The 16,918-nt window shown below is 64.5% G+C and carries 15 protein-coding genes; 8 read left to right on the forward strand and 7 right to left on the reverse strand.

The window, feature by feature from the left end:
• Positions 1 to 143 precede the first annotated feature (143 nt).
• Positions 144 to 1,085: a glutathione synthase gene (gshB, locus tag LB571_RS27540; RefSeq protein WP_015314678.1), complete on the reverse strand. Its 942-nt coding sequence runs from the start codon at positions 1,083 to 1,085 to the stop codon at positions 144 to 146.
• A gap of 219 nt (positions 1,086 to 1,304) precedes the next feature.
• Between gshB and LB571_RS27545 the strand changes: the two genes are divergently transcribed.
• The 8 genes from LB571_RS27545 (at position 1,305) to LB571_RS27580 (ending at position 10,940) form a co-directional block, all read left to right on the forward strand.
• A complete protein-coding gene (locus LB571_RS27545) occupies positions 1,305 to 2,540 on the forward strand; it encodes a glycosyltransferase family 2 protein (RefSeq protein ID WP_224599548.1) in 1,236 nt (411 codons plus the stop codon).
• Positions 2,537 to 4,768, forward strand: coding sequence for a GtrA family protein (locus tag LB571_RS27550; protein ID WP_224599550.1), 2,232 nt, complete (start codon positions 2,537 to 2,539; stop codon positions 4,766 to 4,768). Before LB571_RS27545 ends, LB571_RS27550 begins: the two co-directional genes overlap by 4 nt.
• 208 nt (positions 4,769 to 4,976) lie before the next feature.
• On the forward strand, positions 4,977 to 6,326 hold the full coding sequence (locus LB571_RS27555) for a putative bifunctional diguanylate cyclase/phosphodiesterase (RefSeq protein WP_015314675.1): 1,350 nt from the start codon (positions 4,977 to 4,979) through the stop codon (positions 6,324 to 6,326).
• A 169-nt stretch (positions 6,327 to 6,495) separates the two neighbouring features.
• Positions 6,496 to 7,263: an SDR family NAD(P)-dependent oxidoreductase gene (locus LB571_RS27560; RefSeq protein WP_015314674.1), complete on the forward strand. Its 768-nt coding sequence runs from the start codon at positions 6,496 to 6,498 to the stop codon at positions 7,261 to 7,263.
• Positions 7,260 to 8,219: a 2-dehydro-3-deoxygalactonokinase gene (locus tag LB571_RS27565; protein WP_140824622.1), complete on the forward strand. Its 960-nt coding sequence runs from the start codon at positions 7,260 to 7,262 to the stop codon at positions 8,217 to 8,219. The genes LB571_RS27560 and LB571_RS27565 overlap by 4 nt, the downstream gene beginning before the upstream one ends.
• Complete coding sequence (locus LB571_RS27570; RefSeq protein ID WP_224599552.1) at positions 8,216 to 8,854, forward strand: 2-dehydro-3-deoxy-6-phosphogalactonate aldolase; 639 nt, start codon at positions 8,216 to 8,218, stop codon at positions 8,852 to 8,854. Before LB571_RS27565 ends, LB571_RS27570 begins: the two co-directional genes overlap by 4 nt.
• Positions 8,854 to 9,735 (forward strand): SMP-30/gluconolactonase/LRE family protein, encoded by an 882-nt coding sequence (locus LB571_RS27575; RefSeq protein WP_224599554.1) that lies wholly within the window; start codon positions 8,854 to 8,856, stop codon positions 9,733 to 9,735. The genes LB571_RS27570 and LB571_RS27575 overlap by 1 nt, the downstream gene beginning before the upstream one ends.
• A gap of 140 nt (positions 9,736 to 9,875) precedes the next feature.
• The gene (locus LB571_RS27580; RefSeq protein ID WP_140711949.1) at positions 9,876 to 10,940 is read left to right on the forward strand and encodes a D-alanine:D-lactate ligase-like protein; all 1,065 of its coding nucleotides are present in this window, start codon (positions 9,876 to 9,878) and stop codon (positions 10,938 to 10,940) included.
• Here the strand turns inward: LB571_RS27580 and LB571_RS27585 are convergent.
• The 6 genes from LB571_RS27585 to dnaK all read right to left on the reverse strand — a co-directional run bounded on the left by LB571_RS27585 (position 10,937) and on the right by dnaK (position 16,731).
• Positions 10,937 to 11,224 carry a DUF1330 domain-containing protein gene (locus tag LB571_RS27585; RefSeq protein WP_140824626.1) on the reverse strand — a complete coding sequence of 96 codons (288 nt, stop codon included), beginning with the start codon at positions 11,222 to 11,224 and terminating at the stop codon, positions 10,937 to 10,939. The genes LB571_RS27580 and LB571_RS27585 overlap by 4 nt on opposite strands.
• Positions 11,225 to 11,252: 28 nt before the next feature.
• Positions 11,253 to 11,936, reverse strand: a complete 684-nt coding sequence (gene pyrF / locus LB571_RS27590; RefSeq protein WP_263484978.1) for an orotidine-5'-phosphate decarboxylase — start codon at positions 11,934 to 11,936, stop codon at positions 11,253 to 11,255.
• A 26-nt stretch (positions 11,937 to 11,962) separates the two neighbouring features.
• Entirely contained in the window at positions 11,963 to 12,559 is a 597-nt protein-coding gene (locus LB571_RS27595; protein WP_140719438.1) for an NADPH-dependent FMN reductase, read from the reverse strand.
• Positions 12,560 to 12,757: 198 nt separating this feature from the next.
• Positions 12,758 to 13,363, reverse strand: a complete 606-nt coding sequence (gene pmtA / locus LB571_RS27600) for a phospholipid N-methyltransferase PmtA (RefSeq protein ID WP_140619794.1) — start codon at positions 13,361 to 13,363, stop codon at positions 12,758 to 12,760.
• Between the two features lie 104 nt (positions 13,364 to 13,467).
• Positions 13,468 to 14,595, reverse strand: coding sequence for a molecular chaperone DnaJ (gene dnaJ / locus LB571_RS27605; protein WP_015314665.1), 1,128 nt, complete (start codon positions 14,593 to 14,595; stop codon positions 13,468 to 13,470).
• A 222-nt stretch (positions 14,596 to 14,817) separates the two neighbouring features.
• Positions 14,818 to 16,731 (reverse strand): molecular chaperone DnaK, encoded by a 1,914-nt coding sequence (gene dnaK, locus LB571_RS27610; RefSeq protein WP_224599558.1) that lies wholly within the window; start codon positions 16,729 to 16,731, stop codon positions 14,818 to 14,820.
• Positions 16,732 to 16,918: the final 187 nt, after the last annotated feature.

A 16,918-nucleotide genomic window follows, 5' to 3' on the forward strand; every position in this document is an offset into this window, starting at 1 on the left:
AGGGAGAGCGCGAACAGCGCCGGCTCTGAGGCGCCACTCTTGATCAAATCGGGAACATTGGCGCAACCGGTAGCCGCACAGGTTGCGCGCCGGTTGTGCCCGGCTGCAAAAGCGGAACATGGTTAACACAAACTGAAAACAAATTATGTCCGCTTCCCCTCCACCGCGTCCCAGAACAGGCTGGCGATGTCGGCGCCGCCGAAGCGCTTGACCTCGCGCACGCCGGTCGGCGAGGTGACGTTGATCTCGGTCATGTAGTCGCCGATGACGTCGATGCCGACCAGGATGAAGCCGCGCTCTTTCAGCGACGGCCCGATGCGGGCACAGATTTCGCGCTCGCGTGTCGTCAACTCGGTCTTCTCGGCGCGGCCGCCGACATGCATGTTGGAGCGGGAGTCGTGCTCGGCCGGCACCCGGTTGATGGCGCCGACCGGCTCGCCGTCGATCAGAATGATGCGTTTGTCGCCCTTGCGCACATCCTTCAGGTAACGCTGCACGATATAGGGCTCGCGAAACATCTGGCCGAACATTTCGAGCAGCGAGGCGAGATTGCGGTCGGCTTCAAGCATGTGGAAGATGCCGGCGCCGCCATTGCCGTAGAGCGGCTTGACGATGATGTCGCCGAATTCCTTGCGGAAGGCGGCGACTTCGAGCGGATCCTTGGTGATCAGCGTGTCCGGCATCAGGTCCGGGAACTCGGTGACGAAAATCTTTTCCGGGCTGTTGCGCACCCAGGCCGGGTCGTTGACGACCAGCGTCTTTGGATGGATGCGCTCGAGGATGTGGGTCGTGGTGATGTAGTTCATGTCGAAGGGCGGGTCCTGGCGCAGCAGGACGACGTCCATTTCGGACAAGTCGGTGCGCACCTTTTCGCCCAGCGAATAGTGGCTGCCCTTTTCGTCGCGCACCGTCATCTCCTCGACGCGGGCAAACACCTTGCCGTCGCGCATCGACAGCCGGTCGGGCGTGTAGTGGAACAGCTGGTGACCGCGCCGCTGCGCCTCCAGCGACAGGGCGAACGAGGTGTCGCCGGCGATCGACACGGTGGAGACATGGTCCATCTGGACGGCGATTTTCAACTTCATGGCAGGTCCCCAGCATAGTCGACGCAAGCGATATAGGCGTCGCGGCGCGTTCTGCCAATCGCGACGTTTTGAACATTGGGATCAGCAAGGCGCGCCTGCCGGTTGCAGACAAGACGAAAACTGACATCATCGCTTTCTTAAGCCTTGCCGTGCGACGGTAAGCTCCGAATGCAGCCGGCCGACCTGACGCAGCGCCGGGCACCCGATGGAACGACGATCATGAACGCGCTCACTGCCGTCCGCGCAGCCTCGACCCAGCAGCTCGAACTCACCATTCTGATGCCATGCCTCAACGAGGCCGAGACGCTCGCCGTCTGCATCGGCAAGGCCAAGGCCTTTCTCGACCAATCCGGCATAGCGGGCGAGGTGCTGATCGCAGACAATGGCAGCACCGACGGCTCGCGGGAGATCGCCGCGCAAGGCGGTGCTCGTGTCGTCCCGGTGGCGCAGAAGGGCTATGGCGCGGCCCTTCTGGGCGGCATCGCCGCCGCCAGGGGACGCTTCATCATCATGGGCGATGCCGATGACAGCTATGATTTCGGTGCACTGGAGGCATTCGTGGCGCGGCTGCGCGGCGGCGCCGACCTGGTCATGGGCAACCGCTTCCGCGGCGGCATAGAGGCTGGCGCCATGCCGGCTCTGCATCGCTATCTCGGCAATCCGGTGCTGAGCTTCGTCGGCCGCCTGTTCTTCCGCATCAAGACCGGCGACTTCCACTGCGGCCTGCGCGGCTTCAACGCCGGCAGCATCAGGAAGCTCGATCTGCAGACCACCGGGATGGAATTCGCCAGCGAAATGGTGGTGCGCAGCGCGCTTGCCGGGCTGCGCATCGAGGAAGTGCCGACCACGCTCAAGCCCGACGGCCGCAGCAGGCCGCCGCATCTCAGGACCTGGCGCGACGGCTGGCGGCATCTCAAATTCCTGCTGGTCTACAATCCGCGCTGGATGTTCTTCATTCCAGGGGCGGTGCTTTCCGGCCTCGGCACGCTGTTCGCGGCGCTGCTGGTGTTCGGCCCCTTGCGGGTGGTCGACAATCTTTCGCTCGATCTCAACACCTTCGTCGCCGCCTGTTTCATGATCGTCACCGGCATCCAGCTCATCACCTTCGGTGCCATTTCGCGATACTATGCCGAAATTACCGGCATCCTGCCGCCAAGCCGCGGGTCGGACTGGCTGACCAGGACCATCAGCACCGACCGTCTCGCCGCCAATGCCGGCATCTGCTTTGCCGCCGGCTTCCTGTTCTGCCTCTATGCCGTGGCGCGCTGGGCCCATCTCGGCTTCGGTCCGCTGAACGATTCCGAAATTCCGCGCATCGTCGTGCTGGGCTTGAGCCTGATCGTCATTTCGTTCCAGGTCTTCTTTTCGGCATTCCTGCTCGGTGTGCTGGAGATACCTGTCAAGCGGCTGAAGGCCGGGCTGTCGCGGGAAACGACGGCACGCGAGCAACAATGACCGACGTGCTGCCGGCGCTTGTCCAGGCGCGCCCGTTCCGCTTCATGGTGGTGGGCATCGGTGCGGCGGGATTGTTTTTCGCGCTCTCGTGGCTGCTGGTTTCGCTGGGCGTTCCGCCATTCGCCGGCAGTGCCATCGCTTATGCGACGGCGTTCGTCATTGCCTATCGCGCGCAACGGGGCTGGACGTTTGGTGCGGAACACGATCACAAGGTCGCGTTCCCGCGCTATCTTACCTTGCAAGCCGGATGCGCCGCTTTTGCCGGCCTCGTCTCGCAGGTGGCGGTGACGCATTTCGGCCTGTCGCCCGTCGCCATGTCGGCGCTGACGACGGTCGTGACAAGCACCATCAGTTATCTGGTCTCGAGGCTTTGGGTGTTTCCGGCGCGCGGCCACGGCTATCCCGGGAAAATGACCGCTGGCCATGCCGCGATGCCTTCCAAGGACACCGCCTGTCCCTCCTGGCGGGCGGACATGCTGGCGGCGCTGCTCGCGGCCCTGGTGCCGCTCCTGGTCTATGCCATCGCCGGATTTCCGCAACTGGCCAACCCGGCGGGCGACAATGACAGCCTGCTGCAACTGGTCGAGTTCCGCGATCTTCTGGCCGGCCAGGGCTGGTTCGACCTGCACCAGTACAGGATGGGACTGGAAGGCGGCTTCGTCATGCATTGGTCGCGGCTGCTCGACGCGCCGCTGGCCCTTGGCGTCCTTGTCATGTCGGCCCTGACGGGCAACGTCGCCTTGGCTGAACAGATCGTGCAGGTGGCCTGGCCTGCCCTGCTGTTCTGGCTGGCGGTCTTCTGCCTCATCCGCGCCGCGCGCGCTTTCGCCGGCGGCCACGCTGTCCTGCCCGCCGCCGTCGTCGGTGGCGCCGCGCTCTACTACCTCGGCATTTTCTCCCCAGGTTCGCTGGATCATCACAATGTGCAGCTGATGCTGATCCTGGCGAGCCTTGCCTTGCTGCTCGAGGCTCCCTTGCTGCGGCCGGCCGCCTTGCTCTCGGGCATCTGGGCCACGCTGAGCGTGGCCATCGGCATGGAAAGCGCTCCCTACGCCGGAACCCTTGGCGCCGCTGTCGCGCTGCTGTTCCTTGGCAATGGTGCTCGGGAAAGGCTGACCGCGAGGGACTTTGGCCTCGGCGTCGCCGCTGTTTCGGCTCTCGTCTTCGTCGCCACCGTCCCGGCATCCGCATGGACCCAGGCACAGTGCGACACATTTTCGATTGTGCAGTTCGCCGTCGCCGGACTTGCCGGCGCGGGGCTGGCGGCCATCGCCTCGTGGAAGGCCGCCAGTGCCACCGCCGCCGGCCGCCTGGCCTCGCTCGGCCTGCTTGGGCTAGCCCTTGCGGCTGTGGTTGTATTCCTGTTCCCGCAATGCCTGGCCTCGCCCTATGCCAACCTCGATCCGCGCCTGAAGGAGATGTGGCTCAGCCATATCGACGAGGCGCAGCCGCTGTTCCAGATCGTCACCAATGATCCGGCCAGAGCGGTGGCACGGTTTGCCACGCCGTTGGTGGCCATCATCCTGATGGCGCTCCGCGTCGGCCATGGCTGGCGTCGGCAGGACAGCCTTGTCGGCTCGCTGCTGGTTATGGCGTTCCTGGTCAGCGCCTGGGAAGTTCGCGGCTCGACCTTCTCCATCGCCTTCGCGGTGATCCCGCTTGCGGCATGGATCGCCTGCTGGCGGCAGCGTGCGCAAACCAGTCCGTCCAACAGCGCCGCACTCAGGATGGCCGCGGCCTGGCTGATATCGGTAAATGCAATCTGGGCAGGCGCTGCCGGGGCGGCGTCGAGTGCTTTCCAAACCGACGCGGCTGCCACCGGTGCCAAGGCCGCAGACACGGCTTGCCTCGGCAAGGCATCGTTCGCGGCGCTCGGCCGGATGCCGGCCACAACCGTGCTTTCGCTCTCGAATCTTGGCTCGCCGATACTGGCCTTTACCGGTCACCGCGTGCTGGCCGGACTCTACCACCGCAACGTCGCCGGAAATCTGGTCGCGCTCGATGCCTTGCTGGGCTCGGATGCCGATGCCAGAACCGTTGTCGAAAGGCATCATGTCGGCCTTGTCGCACTCTGCCGTGGCAATGCGGAAAGCCGCCTGCTCATGGCCAGGGCACCGGACGGTTTCCTGGCCAGGTTGATGAGCGGGGACGTGCCGGACTGGCTGGAGCCGGTGGCGGAGACCAAGGGAAGACCCCTGGAACTGTATCGCGTCAAGTCAAACGATTGAAAATCCAAGCGCTTGACGGATCCTATAGCCGGCTTCACGAAGCTATCCGGCTTACGGTTTGGGCACCGCTCGCGGCGAAAGCCGGACCCCTTTTCGGGATCATGCTCCGGCCACAAAAATCGGTCCGTGGGATACGTTTCCTAAAGGGTTTGCTGCCAGTCTGGAAAATAAATTCCGACGACAAAAGCAGGGACGAACAGGGACACCGATGCAAACTCCGTTTGGCACCGGTCAGGCAAACAGGGAAAGCACGGATCTGGCGTTCACCGATCCGTTGACCGGGCTTGGCAATCATCGCCGCTTCTTCGACAAGGTCGACCGCCTGATCAGCGACCGTTCCGACGATCCCGCACCCTTCACCGTCGGCATTCTCGACCTCGATGGTTTCAAGCCGATCAACGACCTGTTCGGCCACAAGGCCGGCGACGACATCCTGATCCAGGTGGCGATGCGGCTGCGCGCCTCGATGGACGGCCATTCGACGGTCTGCCGCATCGGCGCCGACGAATTCGCCTTCCTCTACCCGCTGGTGTTCTCGGAGGAGGCGGCGGCGGAAAAATCCCGCATGCTGATCGAGATCCTGTCGGCGCCCTACGATGTCGGCGAACGCACCGCCAGGCTCTCGGCCTCGGTCGGCTGCTCATTGTTCTATTCCGGCGACGAGACCACCGAGATCCTCATCAACAAGGCCGAAACGGCGCTCTACCATGCCAAGCGTTCCGGCCGCGGCCGCGTCGTCGTCTATACCCGTGAGATGGAGGAGGCCGCCAAGCGCGTCACCCGCATCGAGCAGGCGCTGCGCCGCGCCGTCTCGGCCGGCGAGGTGGAGCCGCATTTCCAGCCGATCGTCGATCTCACCACGCGCCGCACCATCGGCTTCGAGACTCTGGCGCGCTGGACAGACCGCGACCTCGGCGCGGTGCCGCCGACCGTCTTCATCCCCATCGCCGAGGAGCGCGGCATCATCGGCCCGTTGTCGCAGCTCGTGCTGCGCAAGGCCACCGAGGCCGCCAGGAGCTGGCCGAAAGACCTGTTCCTGTCCTTCAACCTGTCGCCCTCGCAGCTCGTCGACCAGAACACCGGCCTGCACATACTGGCGATCCTTGACCGCACCGGCTTCGATCCGCGCCGGCTGGAGATCGAGATCACCGAAACCGGCCTGATGAACGACCCGGCTTCGGCGGCGCAGATCGTCGAGGATCTGCGCCGCGTCGGCATCCGTGTCTCGCTCGACGATTTCGGCACCGGCCAGTCCTCGCTCGGCCGCCTGCGCGAATTCCATTTCGACAAGCTCAAGATCGACCGCGCCTTCGTCTCCTCCATTCTCGACGACCGGCCGTCCGAACACATCATCCGCGCCATCCTCGCCATGTGCGAAGGGCTTGGCATGGACGTGGTCGCCGAAGGCATCGAAGAGGAGGCGCAGGCCGATCGCCTGGTCCAGTTCGGTTGCGCCGGCGGGCAGGGCTATCTGTTCGGCAAGCCGGCCGATGCCGACGCGACATTGGGCTACCTCCGTGATTCCTTCCGTGGCGCCTTGCGCGCCAAGGCGATCTGAGCGGCAGGTTTCGGCCCTGCCCGCGATGCGGCGATGCCGCCTGGCGGGGTCGAGCGCGGGCGCGATCGCCTTTTTGTCAGACATAAGCCCCGAAATCGGTCTTTTCGCCCTTGCCCGCCGGACGTGTCTGGCTAGGATGCGCGCCGGTTGACCCGGGAGACGAAAAATCATGATGCCATCGGCGCGTTTTGCCGACCTCGAAGGCGCTTCGGTGCTGATCACCGGCGGCGGCTCCGGCATCGGCGCGGCATTGACCGAAGGGTTCATGCGCCAGGGCGCCAAGGTCGCCTTCATCGACATCGCCGACAAGCCCAGCATCGCACTCGCCGACCGTATCGAGGAAGAGCTCGGCCGTCGGCCGCTCTATCTCAGGACCGATCTGCGCGATATCGAAGCACTGCGGGCGTCCGCCGCGAAGGCGGCCGAAGCGCATGGCGACGTCACCGTGCTGGTCAACAACGCCGCCTGGGACGAACGCCACGCCGTCGAAGACGTGACGGTGGAGTTCTGGGACAATAACCAGGCTATCAACCTGCGGCCGCATTTCTTCACCGCGCAGGCGGTGGCGCCGGGCATGAAGCGCGCCGGCGGCGGCTCAATCATCAATTTCACCTCGACGTCCTATCTGATCAATCATCCCGACCTGCCGGCCTACACCGCCGCCAAGGCCGGCATCCTCGGCCTCACCAAGGGGTTGGCCGGCAAGCTCGGGCCCGACCGCATCCGCGTCAATGCCATCGCGCCCGGCTGGGTGATCACCGAGCGGCAGAAGCAGCTCTGGGTCACTGAACAGGCGCTTGCCGCCCATGTCGCCAAGCAGTGCATCAGGGACGTCATGCGGCCGGACGACATGGTCGGCACGGTGCTGTTCCTGGCCTCGGATGCCTCGCGCATGCTGACCGCGCAGATGCTGATCGTCGATGGAGGTTTCCTGTGAGCCCGGGGTTTGCCAGCAGCGTGCCGGCAGTCGCGGCGCTCGATTGGGGCACGACCCGGCTTCGGGCCTGGCTGATCGACGGCGGCGGCAAGGTGCTTGCCGAGCGGCGCGGCGACGATGGCCTGATCACCGCGCGCGAAAAGGGCTTCGCCAACGTTCTGGAGGGCCATCTGGCAGCGATGGGCGCGCCGGAGGAATTGCCCGTCATCATCTGCGGCATGGCCGGCTCCCGCCAGGGCTGGCTGGAGGCGCCCTATGTCGGCGTGCCGTCGCCGCTCGGAGCCATTCTCGGCGGCGCCGCTAGGGTGCCCGGGCAGAAGCGCGACATCCGCATCATTCCCGGCCTTGCCCAGCGCCTGGCCGACGCGCCCGATGTCATGCGCGGCGAGGAAACGCAGCTTGCCGGCGCCGGCCTGCCCGCCAGGGGCCGCGAACTGGTCTGCATGCCCGGCACGCATTCGAAATGGGTGCTGGTCGAGGACGGCGCCGTCGCCGGCTTCGGCACCTGGCCGACGGGCGAGCTGTTTTCAGTGCTTGCCGCGCACTCAATCCTGCGCCATTCGCTGGGTGAACATCCGAGCCCGGTTGCTCCAGACAATCCGTTCTTCCGCCGCTGGTGCGAAACAGCGCTGGCCGATGGCGGCGACGTCACCTCTCGGCTGTTTGCCATCCGCGCCGCCGGCCTGCTCCAGGACCTCCAGGCCGATAATGCCGCCGCCTGCCTGTCCGGCTTGCTGATCGGCGGCGAGATCGCGTCGGCCCGGCGCCGGCATGGCGCCGGCGCGACATCGGTCGTGCTGGTTGCCTCGGGCGCGCTGGCCGGGCTCTACCAGGCCGCCCTTGGCCTCGGCGGGCTTGGTGTGCGGACAGTCGACGCGGACGAGGCTGTACGCGCCGGTCTCGTCGAGGCCGCGCGGGAGAATGGCATGATTGCCAGAAGTGGAGCCGCCATATGACCGAGACCGCACCCTTTCCAAAACTTAAGCGCGGTCTGGTCGCCATCCTGCGCGGCCTCAAGGCAAGCGAGGCGATCGCCATCGGCCAGGCATTGTTCGATGCCGGCATCGAGGCTATCGAGGTGCCGCTCAATTCGCCCCAGCCGTTTTCGTCGATCGCCAGGCTTGTTCAAGTGCTGCCGAAGACAGCTTTGGTCGGCGCCGGCACGGTGCTGACCGCGGCCGACGTCGATAGTCTTCACGCGGCCGGCGGACAACTGCTGGTCAGCCCCAACATCGATGCCGAGGTGATGGGCCGCGCCGCGCATTACGGCATGGTCACCATGCCTGGCGTGTTCACTCCCACCGAGGCCTTCCAGGCGATCCGGCTCGGTGCCTCGGCGCTGAAATTCTTCCCCGCCAGCGTGCTCGGCGCATCGGGCATTTCCGCGATCCGGGCGGTGCTGCCGGCGCAGACGCTGGTCGGCGCGGTCGGTGGCGTTTCGGAAAAGGACTTTGCCGGCTACAAGGCGGTTGGCGTGACGGTCTTCGGGCTCGGCTCCAGCCTGTTCAAGCCAGGCATGAGCGTCGATGATGTGGCGGCGCGCGCCCACGCAGCCGTCACTGCCTGGGATGCGGTATTCGGAGAAGCATGATGAGTGAACCGATCGTTTCCGTCTTTTCCGATCATGTCTGCCAGCTCGGCGAAGGGCCAAGTTACGATCCCGGCACGGATGCGCTGTTCTGGTTCGACATCGTCAACAGCCAGCTCCTGGAAAAGCCCTTGGCCGGCGGCGCGCTGAAAATCCACGAGCTTGGCCAGATGGCAAGCGCGATCGCCATCATCGATGACAAGCGACAGCTGATCGCCACCGAAACCGGGCTTTTTGTCCGCGACGTCGCCACCGGCGGAATGACGCTGCACACCGCCATCGAGGCCGACAACCCGGTCACCCGTTCCAACGATTCCCGCGTCCATCCCTGCGGTGCCTTGTGGGTCGGTACCATGGGCAAGGGCGAGGAGAAGGGCGCGGGCTCGATCTACTGGTTTTTCAAAGGCGAACTGCGCCGCCTGTTTTCGGATATTACCGTCTCCAACTCGATCTGCTTTTCATCGGACGGCGCGCTTGCCTGCTACACCGACACCTCGACCGGATTGCTGATGCGCGTTGCCTGCGATCCGGCGACCGGCCTGCCCGTCGGCGAGCCGAAGATCTTCGTCGATCACCGCTCGGCCAAGGGCTATATCGACGGTTCGGTGCTCGACCGCGACGGCATCCTGTGGAACGCCGTCTGGGGTGGCAGCGTCATCGAGGCCTATGGGCCGGACGGCGAGCTCGTCCGCACGGTCGCCATGCCGGTGACGCAGCCATCCTGCCCGGCCTTCGTCGGCAGGAATGCCGATCGGCTGGCCGTGACCTCGGCCTGGTCGGGCAAGAATGAAAAGCAGCGTCTGCTCGACCTGCAGGGCGGCATGACCTTCCTGCTGGACATTCCTGTCAATGGCCGCCTGGAACCCCGCGTCCTGATCGCCTGACATTGCCGGACGCGAGCCCCGAGGCCTTGGTCTCAATCCTGGCGCTGTCACGCAGGCGTCCGGCGCGCGTCGATTTCGCGAAAGCCGATTGTGCGGGCCGTGCGATGGTAGGTCATCGCACCGTCGGGAACCGCCACATCATGCCAACGCACAAGCCGAAACTGGTCCTTGTCCACGAGCCCGAAAAGGCTTGTTTCGACCGCTTGCTCGCCGACGGTCATGCATCGCGGCGTGCCGCCGAAATCTCGTCCTATCTGGCGCAGTCGACCGATCTCGCTCTCGAATTCGATGCGCTGGCCGCCGCCTGCGAGGCGCGCGGCCTGTCCTTTGCGCCGGTGGTGCTCGACGATGCGGCCAAGGTGCTCAACGGTGAGGATCCGCGGACCACACTGGTCTGGACGCTGACCGACGGCGTCGCCTATTTCCGTGGCGGCGCGGCACCCGCTTTGGCAAGACTGAGCGGTTTCAACACCATCGGCGCCGACGATTCGCTGTTCGCGCTCTGCCAGGACAAGTTCCGCTCCGGCGCCGTGCTTGGCGCGCTCGGCCTTCCGGTGCCGCAGGCCGGTCTCGCCCGGGATGGCGAATGGCTGGTCGAGGCGCCGGCCTCCGCCGCCGGCTGGTTCGTCAAGCCCAACCGCCTCGGCGCCAAGATCGGCATCTGGCCGGATTCGCGCGTAACCGATCTCGCTCACGCGCTGGAGCTTAGCCGGCGTGTTTTCGCCTGTTATCGGGACGATGTCGTGGTCCAGCCCTATGTCTCCGGCCGCAACGTCCGCGCCAGCTTCCTTGGGCTGATGCCGGATACCGGGGTCGAAGCGCTCGGCGTCGCCTTTGTCGAGTCGGGAGGTGATTTCCAGACCATGGAAGACAGTTTGGCGCTCTATGGCGAGACCGGCGAGGCGGCGAAGGCTGCCGGGCAATACGCCGAACCCGAACTCGCTGCGGTCGCGGACAGCCAGCCGGTGGCCGATGCGAGGATCAGGGGGATCGCCGAACGGCTCATCACCGGGCTCGGCCTGCGCGACGTGTTTTCCATCGATCTCAGGGTGGAGGCCGACGACACGGCTCACCTCATCGAGTTCGAGGTCTGTCCTGGCCTGCCTTGCTTCGATTTTCGCGACTATTGCCGCCGGCAATGGGGGCTGAGCCTTGCCGACGCCATGGCCGAGACGGCAGCTAATCGGCTTTCCGCGCGGATCTAAATCCCTTCGACCAGCACGATCTCGCCGTCGGCGACCTTCTGGCGGATGGCCACCGCCCGCTGATATTCCGGCGAGTGGTAGCAGTCATGCGCGGCCGCAAGCGATTCGAATTCGATGATGACGTTGCGCCCGCGACCAGGCCCTTCGGCCTTTTCATGCGCACCGCCGCGCGCCAGGAATTTCCCGCCGAAACGGTCGAAGGCCAGCTTCGAAGCGGCGACATAGTCCTTGTAGCCTTCTGTGTCGCGCACATCGACGCGAGCGATCCAGTATCCCTTGGGCATGATTGTTCTCCGGTTTTAATCTGGGACCTCAGGCCGAGCGCATTTCATCGAGGATGGCCTCGGCCGCCTCGCGTTTGCTGGCCGCGGCAACGATCGGCCGGCCGACGACGAGGTGGCTGGATCCGTTGCGGATCGCTTGCCCCGGCGTTACCACCCGCTTCTGGTCGCCATGGTCGCTGCCGACAGGCCGGATGCCCGGCGTCACCACCGCCATGTCAGGGCCGACGATGCGGCGCACCGCTTCGGCTTCCGCGGCCGAGCAGACGATGCCGCCCATGCCGGCATGGAGCGCCTGTTCGGACCGCCGCAGCACCAGCGTGTGCGGGTCGTATTCATAGCCGGCATCGATCATGTCCTGCTCGTCCATCGAGGTCAGCACGCTGACGGCGAGCAGGCAAAGCTCGCTGCCGCGCGCCGCCTCCACCGCCGCCTGCATCGCCTTGGGATAGGCGTGGATGGTCAGCATGGTCATGCCCATCCTGACGATGTTCTCGACGCCCTTGGCCACCGTGTGGTCGATGTCGAGCAGCTTCATGTCGAGGAAGATTTTCGTCCCACCGCTGGCCAGCTCCCTGGCAAAGTCGAGGCCGCCGGCAAAAGCCAGCTGATAGCCGATCTTGTAGAAGGAGACGACGCCGTCGAGCTCGCGCACCGCCTGCTCGGCCTCCTTCACGGTCGGCACGTCGAGGCCGACGATCAATCGCTCCTGCATGGAATGAGGCTGCAGGGTTGCGGCGGTCACGCCTCGACCCTGGTCGACAGCATGCGCGAGGTTTCGATCAGCGTGCGGCATAGGTGCTCCATCGATTTGTGCAGTCTTTCGTCACGGAAATGGCCGTCCCCGTCGAAGGCGTCGCCACCCTCCGGCACCGAGCATTCCGGTGTCACCACTTCCATCTGGCAGCGCACCAGCACGGCACGCAAATGGTTGATGCAGCGGATGCCGGCGAAGTGCCCGTTGGAGGACGAGCAGAGGCCGGCGACCTTGCCGGCAAGCGGCCTGACCGACCGGCCGCCATCCCGTCGCACCCGGCTCACCCAGTCGATCGTGTTCTTGAGCAGCGGCGGGATCGAACCGTTATATTCCGGCGTCGCGATCAGCAGCCCGTCATGGGCTGATATCAGCCGCGCCAGCTTCTGGGCGTTTTCAGGAACGCCGTTTTCCTTTTCCAGGTCCTCGTCGAGGATCGGCAAGGGGTAATCGGCAAGCGAAATACGGGTCACCTCGGCACCTTGCACGGCAAGTTCCTTCTGCGCCACGTCGGCGGTCCTGCCGCTATAGGCGCCGCTGCGCACCGAGCCGGCGAAGACGAGGATTTTCGGGATCACTGCCATTGGCCACCCTTGTTCTGGGACACGTACAGCCAAGGTTCGATCAAATCAACGGCTGGATGGGGGGAAAGGCAGTAGGGCAGTAGGGCAGTAGGGCAGTAGGGCAGTAGGGCAGTAGGGCAGTAGGGCAGTAGGGCAGTAGGGCAGTAGGAATGGTTCCCTGGCCGATCTTTTCCCCCTACTGCCCTACTGCCTTCTCTTCTAATGCGCCTCGCGCCGGTAGATCCACAGCTGCGTCGGCGGGATGTTGCGGAAGATGAAGTCGAAATGCTTCACCGTGTAGTCGCCGCGGCCGGCCGGGATCGGCGACATCGGACCATAGGTCAGCTGCACGATCGGCCGTCCGACCGGAATGCGGTCGAGCAGGCTCTCGATATAGGCGATGCGCTGGGCGACCGGGAAATTGAGCAGCGGCACGCCGGAAACGACGCTGTCGAAGATCATCCCGCTCCTCTCGCCAAGCGTGGCGTTGAGGTTGAAGGCATCGCCCTCGATGACGTTGACGCCGGGGTAGAGCTGGCGCAGGTGGCGCACGAAATCGGTGGAATATTCGATCGCGTAGAGGTTTTCGGGCCGCACGCCCTGGGCGAGGATGGCGCGGGTGATGACACCGGTGCCGGGGCCGACCTCAAGCACCGGCAGGCCGGACTTGGGATTGACGATCGAGGCCATCTTGCGCGCGGTGATCGAGCTGGTCGGAACGATCGAGCCGACCGTCTTCGGCTTGTCGATCCAGCCCTTGAAGAATTTGAGTTCGTCGTCGAACTTCTCGGCAAACGCCTTCCGCAGTCCGTGACCACGTGCCATGCAAGCTCTCCTCAGCGCGCCCCTTGAAACTACTTAACATCTGGATGACGCAAGGCAAGGCGCGGCCTTGCCTATGGCGTGGATAAGATAGTTTTCGTCGCGTCTCAACGCTCGCCGAAAGACTCGAAAAAGTCCTTCATGCGGGCGAAAAAGCCGCTCGATTGGGGCGAATTGTCCTGCGAGGAAAGCTGTTCGAACTCTTCCAGCAATTCGCGCTGGCGACGCGACAGGTTCTGCGGCGTCTCGACCGCGGTCTGGATGTAGAGGTCGCCGACATTGGGCTGGCGCAGCACCGGCATGCCCTTGCCCTTGAGCCTGAACTGGCGTCCGTTCTGCGTACCTTCGGTCACCTTCACCTTGGTCTGCGTGCCGTCGAGCGTCGTCACCTCGAAGGAGCCGCCAAGGGCGGCGGTGGTCATCGAGATCGGCACCTTGCAATAAAGATCTGCGCCGTCGCGCTGGAAGAATTCGTGCGGCTTGACCGCCAGAAAGATATAGAGGTCGCCCGATGGCCCGCCGCGCAGCCCGGCCTCACCCTCATTGGCCAAGCGGATGCGGGTACCGTCCTCGATGCCGGCCGGGATGTTGACCGACAGCGAACGCTCCTCGGTGACACGGCCCTGGCCGGCGCATTTCGGGCAGGGATCCTTGATTGTCTGGCCACGGCCCTGGCATTGCGGGCAGGTCCGCTCGATCGAGAAAAACCCTTGCGTGGCGCGCACCTTGCCGTGGCCGTTGCACATCGAGCAGGTGACCGGCTGGGTGCCCGGCTTGGCGCCGCTGCCGGAGCATTCGGTGCAGGAGATCGAAGCCGGCACGCGGATTTGCGCGGTCTTTCCCGCGAAGGCTTCCTCCAGCGAGATTTCCATGTTGTAGCGCAGGTCTGCGCCGCGCTCGCGGCCACCGGAAGAGCGGCGCTGGCGGCCGCCCATCATGTCGCCGAAAATGTCCTCGAAGATGTCGGCGAAGCCGCCGGCGCCAAAGCCCTGCGCGCCATTCATCCCACCCTGCTCGAAGGCGGCATGGCCGAAACGGTCATAGGCCGCGCGCTTCTGCGGGTCCTTCAGCGTCTCGTAGGCTTCGTTGATTTCCTTGAACTTGTGCTCGCAGGAATGATCGCCGGGGTTGCGGTCGGGATGGAATTGCATGGCCAGCTTGCGAAAAGCGCTCTTGAGCTCCTTCTCGTCGGCGCCCTTCTGCACGCCCAGCGTTTCGTAGAAATCAGCTTTCATTTTTTCCCGCAGTCCGGATATTCAACGTCTTGATGCAATGTTGCGTCGGTTGCCGGCACGTTGTTTCGATTTAGGAGCGGTGCTGCCCGTATGCTAGGGCCGGCGCGAACTTGTCCGTGGTTTTCAGTGATTTTTTCGGCAGTGCTCGCATTTTTTCAGCGAGGGTTGCAAAAAAGCCCGGCCTTGCGCCGGGCTTTTCGCATTATCTTGCCGTCAAGCCGCTCAGGCCGACTTCTTCTTGTCATCTTCGTCGATTTCTTCGAAATCGGCGTCGACCACGTCAGAGTCCTTGGCGGCATCCGCCTTGGCGTCGGCTTCCGCCGCTTCCTTCTGCGAGGCCTCGTACATGGCCTGGCCAAGCTTCATGGAAGCTTCGGCAAGCACCTGGCTCTTGGCCTCGATGTCGGCCGGATCGTCGCCCTCGGCAGCGGCTTTCAGCGCCGCGATCGCGTCCGAAATTGCCGTGCGCTCGGTCTCCGAGACCTTGTCGCCATATTCCTTCAGCGACTTCTCCGACGAATGCACCAGCGCTTCGGCCTGATTGCGGGCCTCGACCACGGCGCGACGCTTCTTGTCGGTATCGGCATTGGCCTCGGCATCCTTGACCATCTTCTCGATGTCGGCGTCGGAAAGTCCGCCCGAAGCCTGGATGCGGATCTGGTGCTCCTTGCCGGTGCCCTTGTCCTTGGCCGACACGTTGACGATGCCGTTGGCGTCGATGTCGAACGTGACCTCGATCTGCGGCACGCCGCGCGGCGCCGGCGGAATGCCGACCAGGTCGAACTGGCCGAGCGCCTTGTTGTCGGCGGCCATTTCACGCTCGCCCTGGAAGACGCGGATGGTCACGGCGGACTGGCTGTCTTCGGCCGTCGAGAACACCTGGCTCTTCTTGGTCGGGATCGTCGTGTTGCGCTCGATCAGCCGGGTGAACACGCCGCCCAGCGTCTCGATGCCGAGCGAAAGCGGCGTCACGTCGAGCAACAGCACGTCCTTGACGTCGCCCTGCAGCACGCCGGCCTGGATGGCGGCACCGAGTGCGACGACCTCATCCGGGTTGACGCCCTTGTGCGGCTCCTTGCCGAAGAACTGCTTCACGATCTCCTGGATCTTGGGCATGCGGGTCATGCCGCCGACCAGGACCACTTCGTCGATCTCGCCAGCCTTCAAGCCGGCATCCTTGAGCGCCGCCTTGCACGGCTCGATGGTGCGCTGTACGAGGTCTTCGACCAGGCTTTCGAACTTGGCGCGCGTCAGCTTCAGCGTCAGGTGCTTCGGTCCGGTCGCGTCGGCGGTGATGAAGGGCAGGTTGATTTCGGTCTGCGTCGTCGACGACAGCTCGATCTTGGCCTTTTCAGCCGCCTCCTTGAGGCGCTGCAGGGCGAGCTTGTCGTTCTTCAGGTCGATGCCCTGTTCCTTCTTGAACTCGGCCGCCAGATACTCGACCAGGCGCATGTCGAAATCCTCGCCGCCGAGGAACGTGTCGCCATTGGTCGACTTCACCTCGAACACGCCGTCGCCGATTTCGAGCACCGAAATGTCGAACGTGCCGCCGCCAAGGTCATAGACGGCAATGGTCTTGCCTTCCTTCTTGTCGAGGCCATAGGCGAGCGCTGCCGCTGTCGGCTCGTTGATGATGCGCAGCACTTCCAGGCCGGCGATCTTGCCGGCGTCCTTGGTGGCCTGGCGCTGGGCGTCGTTGAAATAGGCCGGAACGGTGATGACCGCCTTCTCGACCTTCTCGCCGAGATAGGCCTCCGCCGTTTCCTTCATCTTCTGCAGGATCATGGCCGAGATCTGCGAGGGCGACTGCTTCTTGCCGCCGGCCTCGACCCAGGCATCGCCATTGTCGCCCTTGACGATCTTGTAGGGGACAAGCTTCTTGTCCTTCTCCGTCACCGGATCGTCATAGCGGCGGCCGATCAGGCGCTTGACCGCGAAGATGGTGTTTTCAGGATTGGTGACCGCCTGGCGCTTGGCCGGCTGGCCAACGAGACGTTCGCCGTCGCCCGAGATGGCGACGATGGAAGGCGTCGTGCGCGCGCCTTCCGCATTCTCGATTACCTTCGGCTCCTTGCCATCCATGATGGCGATGCACGAGTTGGTGGTGCCGAGATCGATACCGATTACTTTTGCCATTTTTCTAGTCTCTCCGCTAAGCAGGCTCTCAGGACCCGGTAAGGCGTTCCGACGAAAGCCCCTGTTCACAAGAAATACCGTCCACCCACCGGTTCTCCGGCGCCGCACGGCTTGGCGCGTATATAAGAACAGGCGGCATCGCGCGCAAGCATTCTGCGCAACGCTTCCATGAACCTTTCCGCGCCGG

The organism is Mesorhizobium sp. BR1-1-4 (assembly GCF_020165375.1).
In the GTDB taxonomy this organism is placed as follows: domain Bacteria; phylum Pseudomonadota; class Alphaproteobacteria; order Rhizobiales; family Rhizobiaceae; genus Mesorhizobium; species Mesorhizobium australicum.

Coding starts and splice junctions, on each gene's coding strand:
- LB571_RS27595 (WP_140719438.1), bottom strand. CDS start 12,559: ATGGCAGTGATCCCGAAAATCCTCGTCTTCGCCGGCTCGGTGCGCAGC.
- dnaJ (WP_015314665.1), bottom strand. CDS start 14,595: ATGAAAGCTGATTTCTACGAAACGCTGGGCGTGCAGAAGGGCGCCGAC.
- dnaK (WP_224599558.1), bottom strand. CDS start 16,731: ATGGCAAAAGTAATCGGTATCGATCTCGGCACCACCAACTCGTGCATC.
- LB571_RS27570 (WP_224599552.1), top strand. CDS start 8,216: ATGACCGAGACCGCACCCTTTCCAAAACTTAAGCGCGGTCTGGTCGCC.
- gshB (WP_015314678.1), bottom strand. CDS start 1,085: ATGAAGTTGAAAATCGCCGTCCAGATGGACCATGTCTCCACCGTGTCG.
- LB571_RS27585 (WP_140824626.1), bottom strand. CDS start 11,224: ATGCCCAAGGGATACTGGATCGCTCGCGTCGATGTGCGCGACACAGAA.
- LB571_RS27545 (WP_224599548.1), top strand. CDS start 1,305: ATGAACGCGCTCACTGCCGTCCGCGCAGCCTCGACCCAGCAGCTCGAA.
- pmtA (WP_140619794.1), bottom strand. CDS start 13,363: ATGGCACGTGGTCACGGACTGCGGAAGGCGTTTGCCGAGAAGTTCGAC.
- pyrF (WP_263484978.1), bottom strand. CDS start 11,936: ATGCAGGAGCGATTGATCGTCGGCCTCGACGTGCCGACCGTGAAGGAG.
- LB571_RS27550 (WP_224599550.1), top strand. CDS start 2,537: ATGACCGACGTGCTGCCGGCGCTTGTCCAGGCGCGCCCGTTCCGCTTC.
- LB571_RS27575 (WP_224599554.1), top strand. CDS start 8,854: ATGAGTGAACCGATCGTTTCCGTCTTTTCCGATCATGTCTGCCAGCTC.
- LB571_RS27560 (WP_015314674.1), top strand. CDS start 6,496: ATGATGCCATCGGCGCGTTTTGCCGACCTCGAAGGCGCTTCGGTGCTG.
- LB571_RS27580 (WP_140711949.1), top strand. CDS start 9,876: ATGCCAACGCACAAGCCGAAACTGGTCCTTGTCCACGAGCCCGAAAAG.
- LB571_RS27555 (WP_015314675.1), top strand. CDS start 4,977: ATGCAAACTCCGTTTGGCACCGGTCAGGCAAACAGGGAAAGCACGGAT.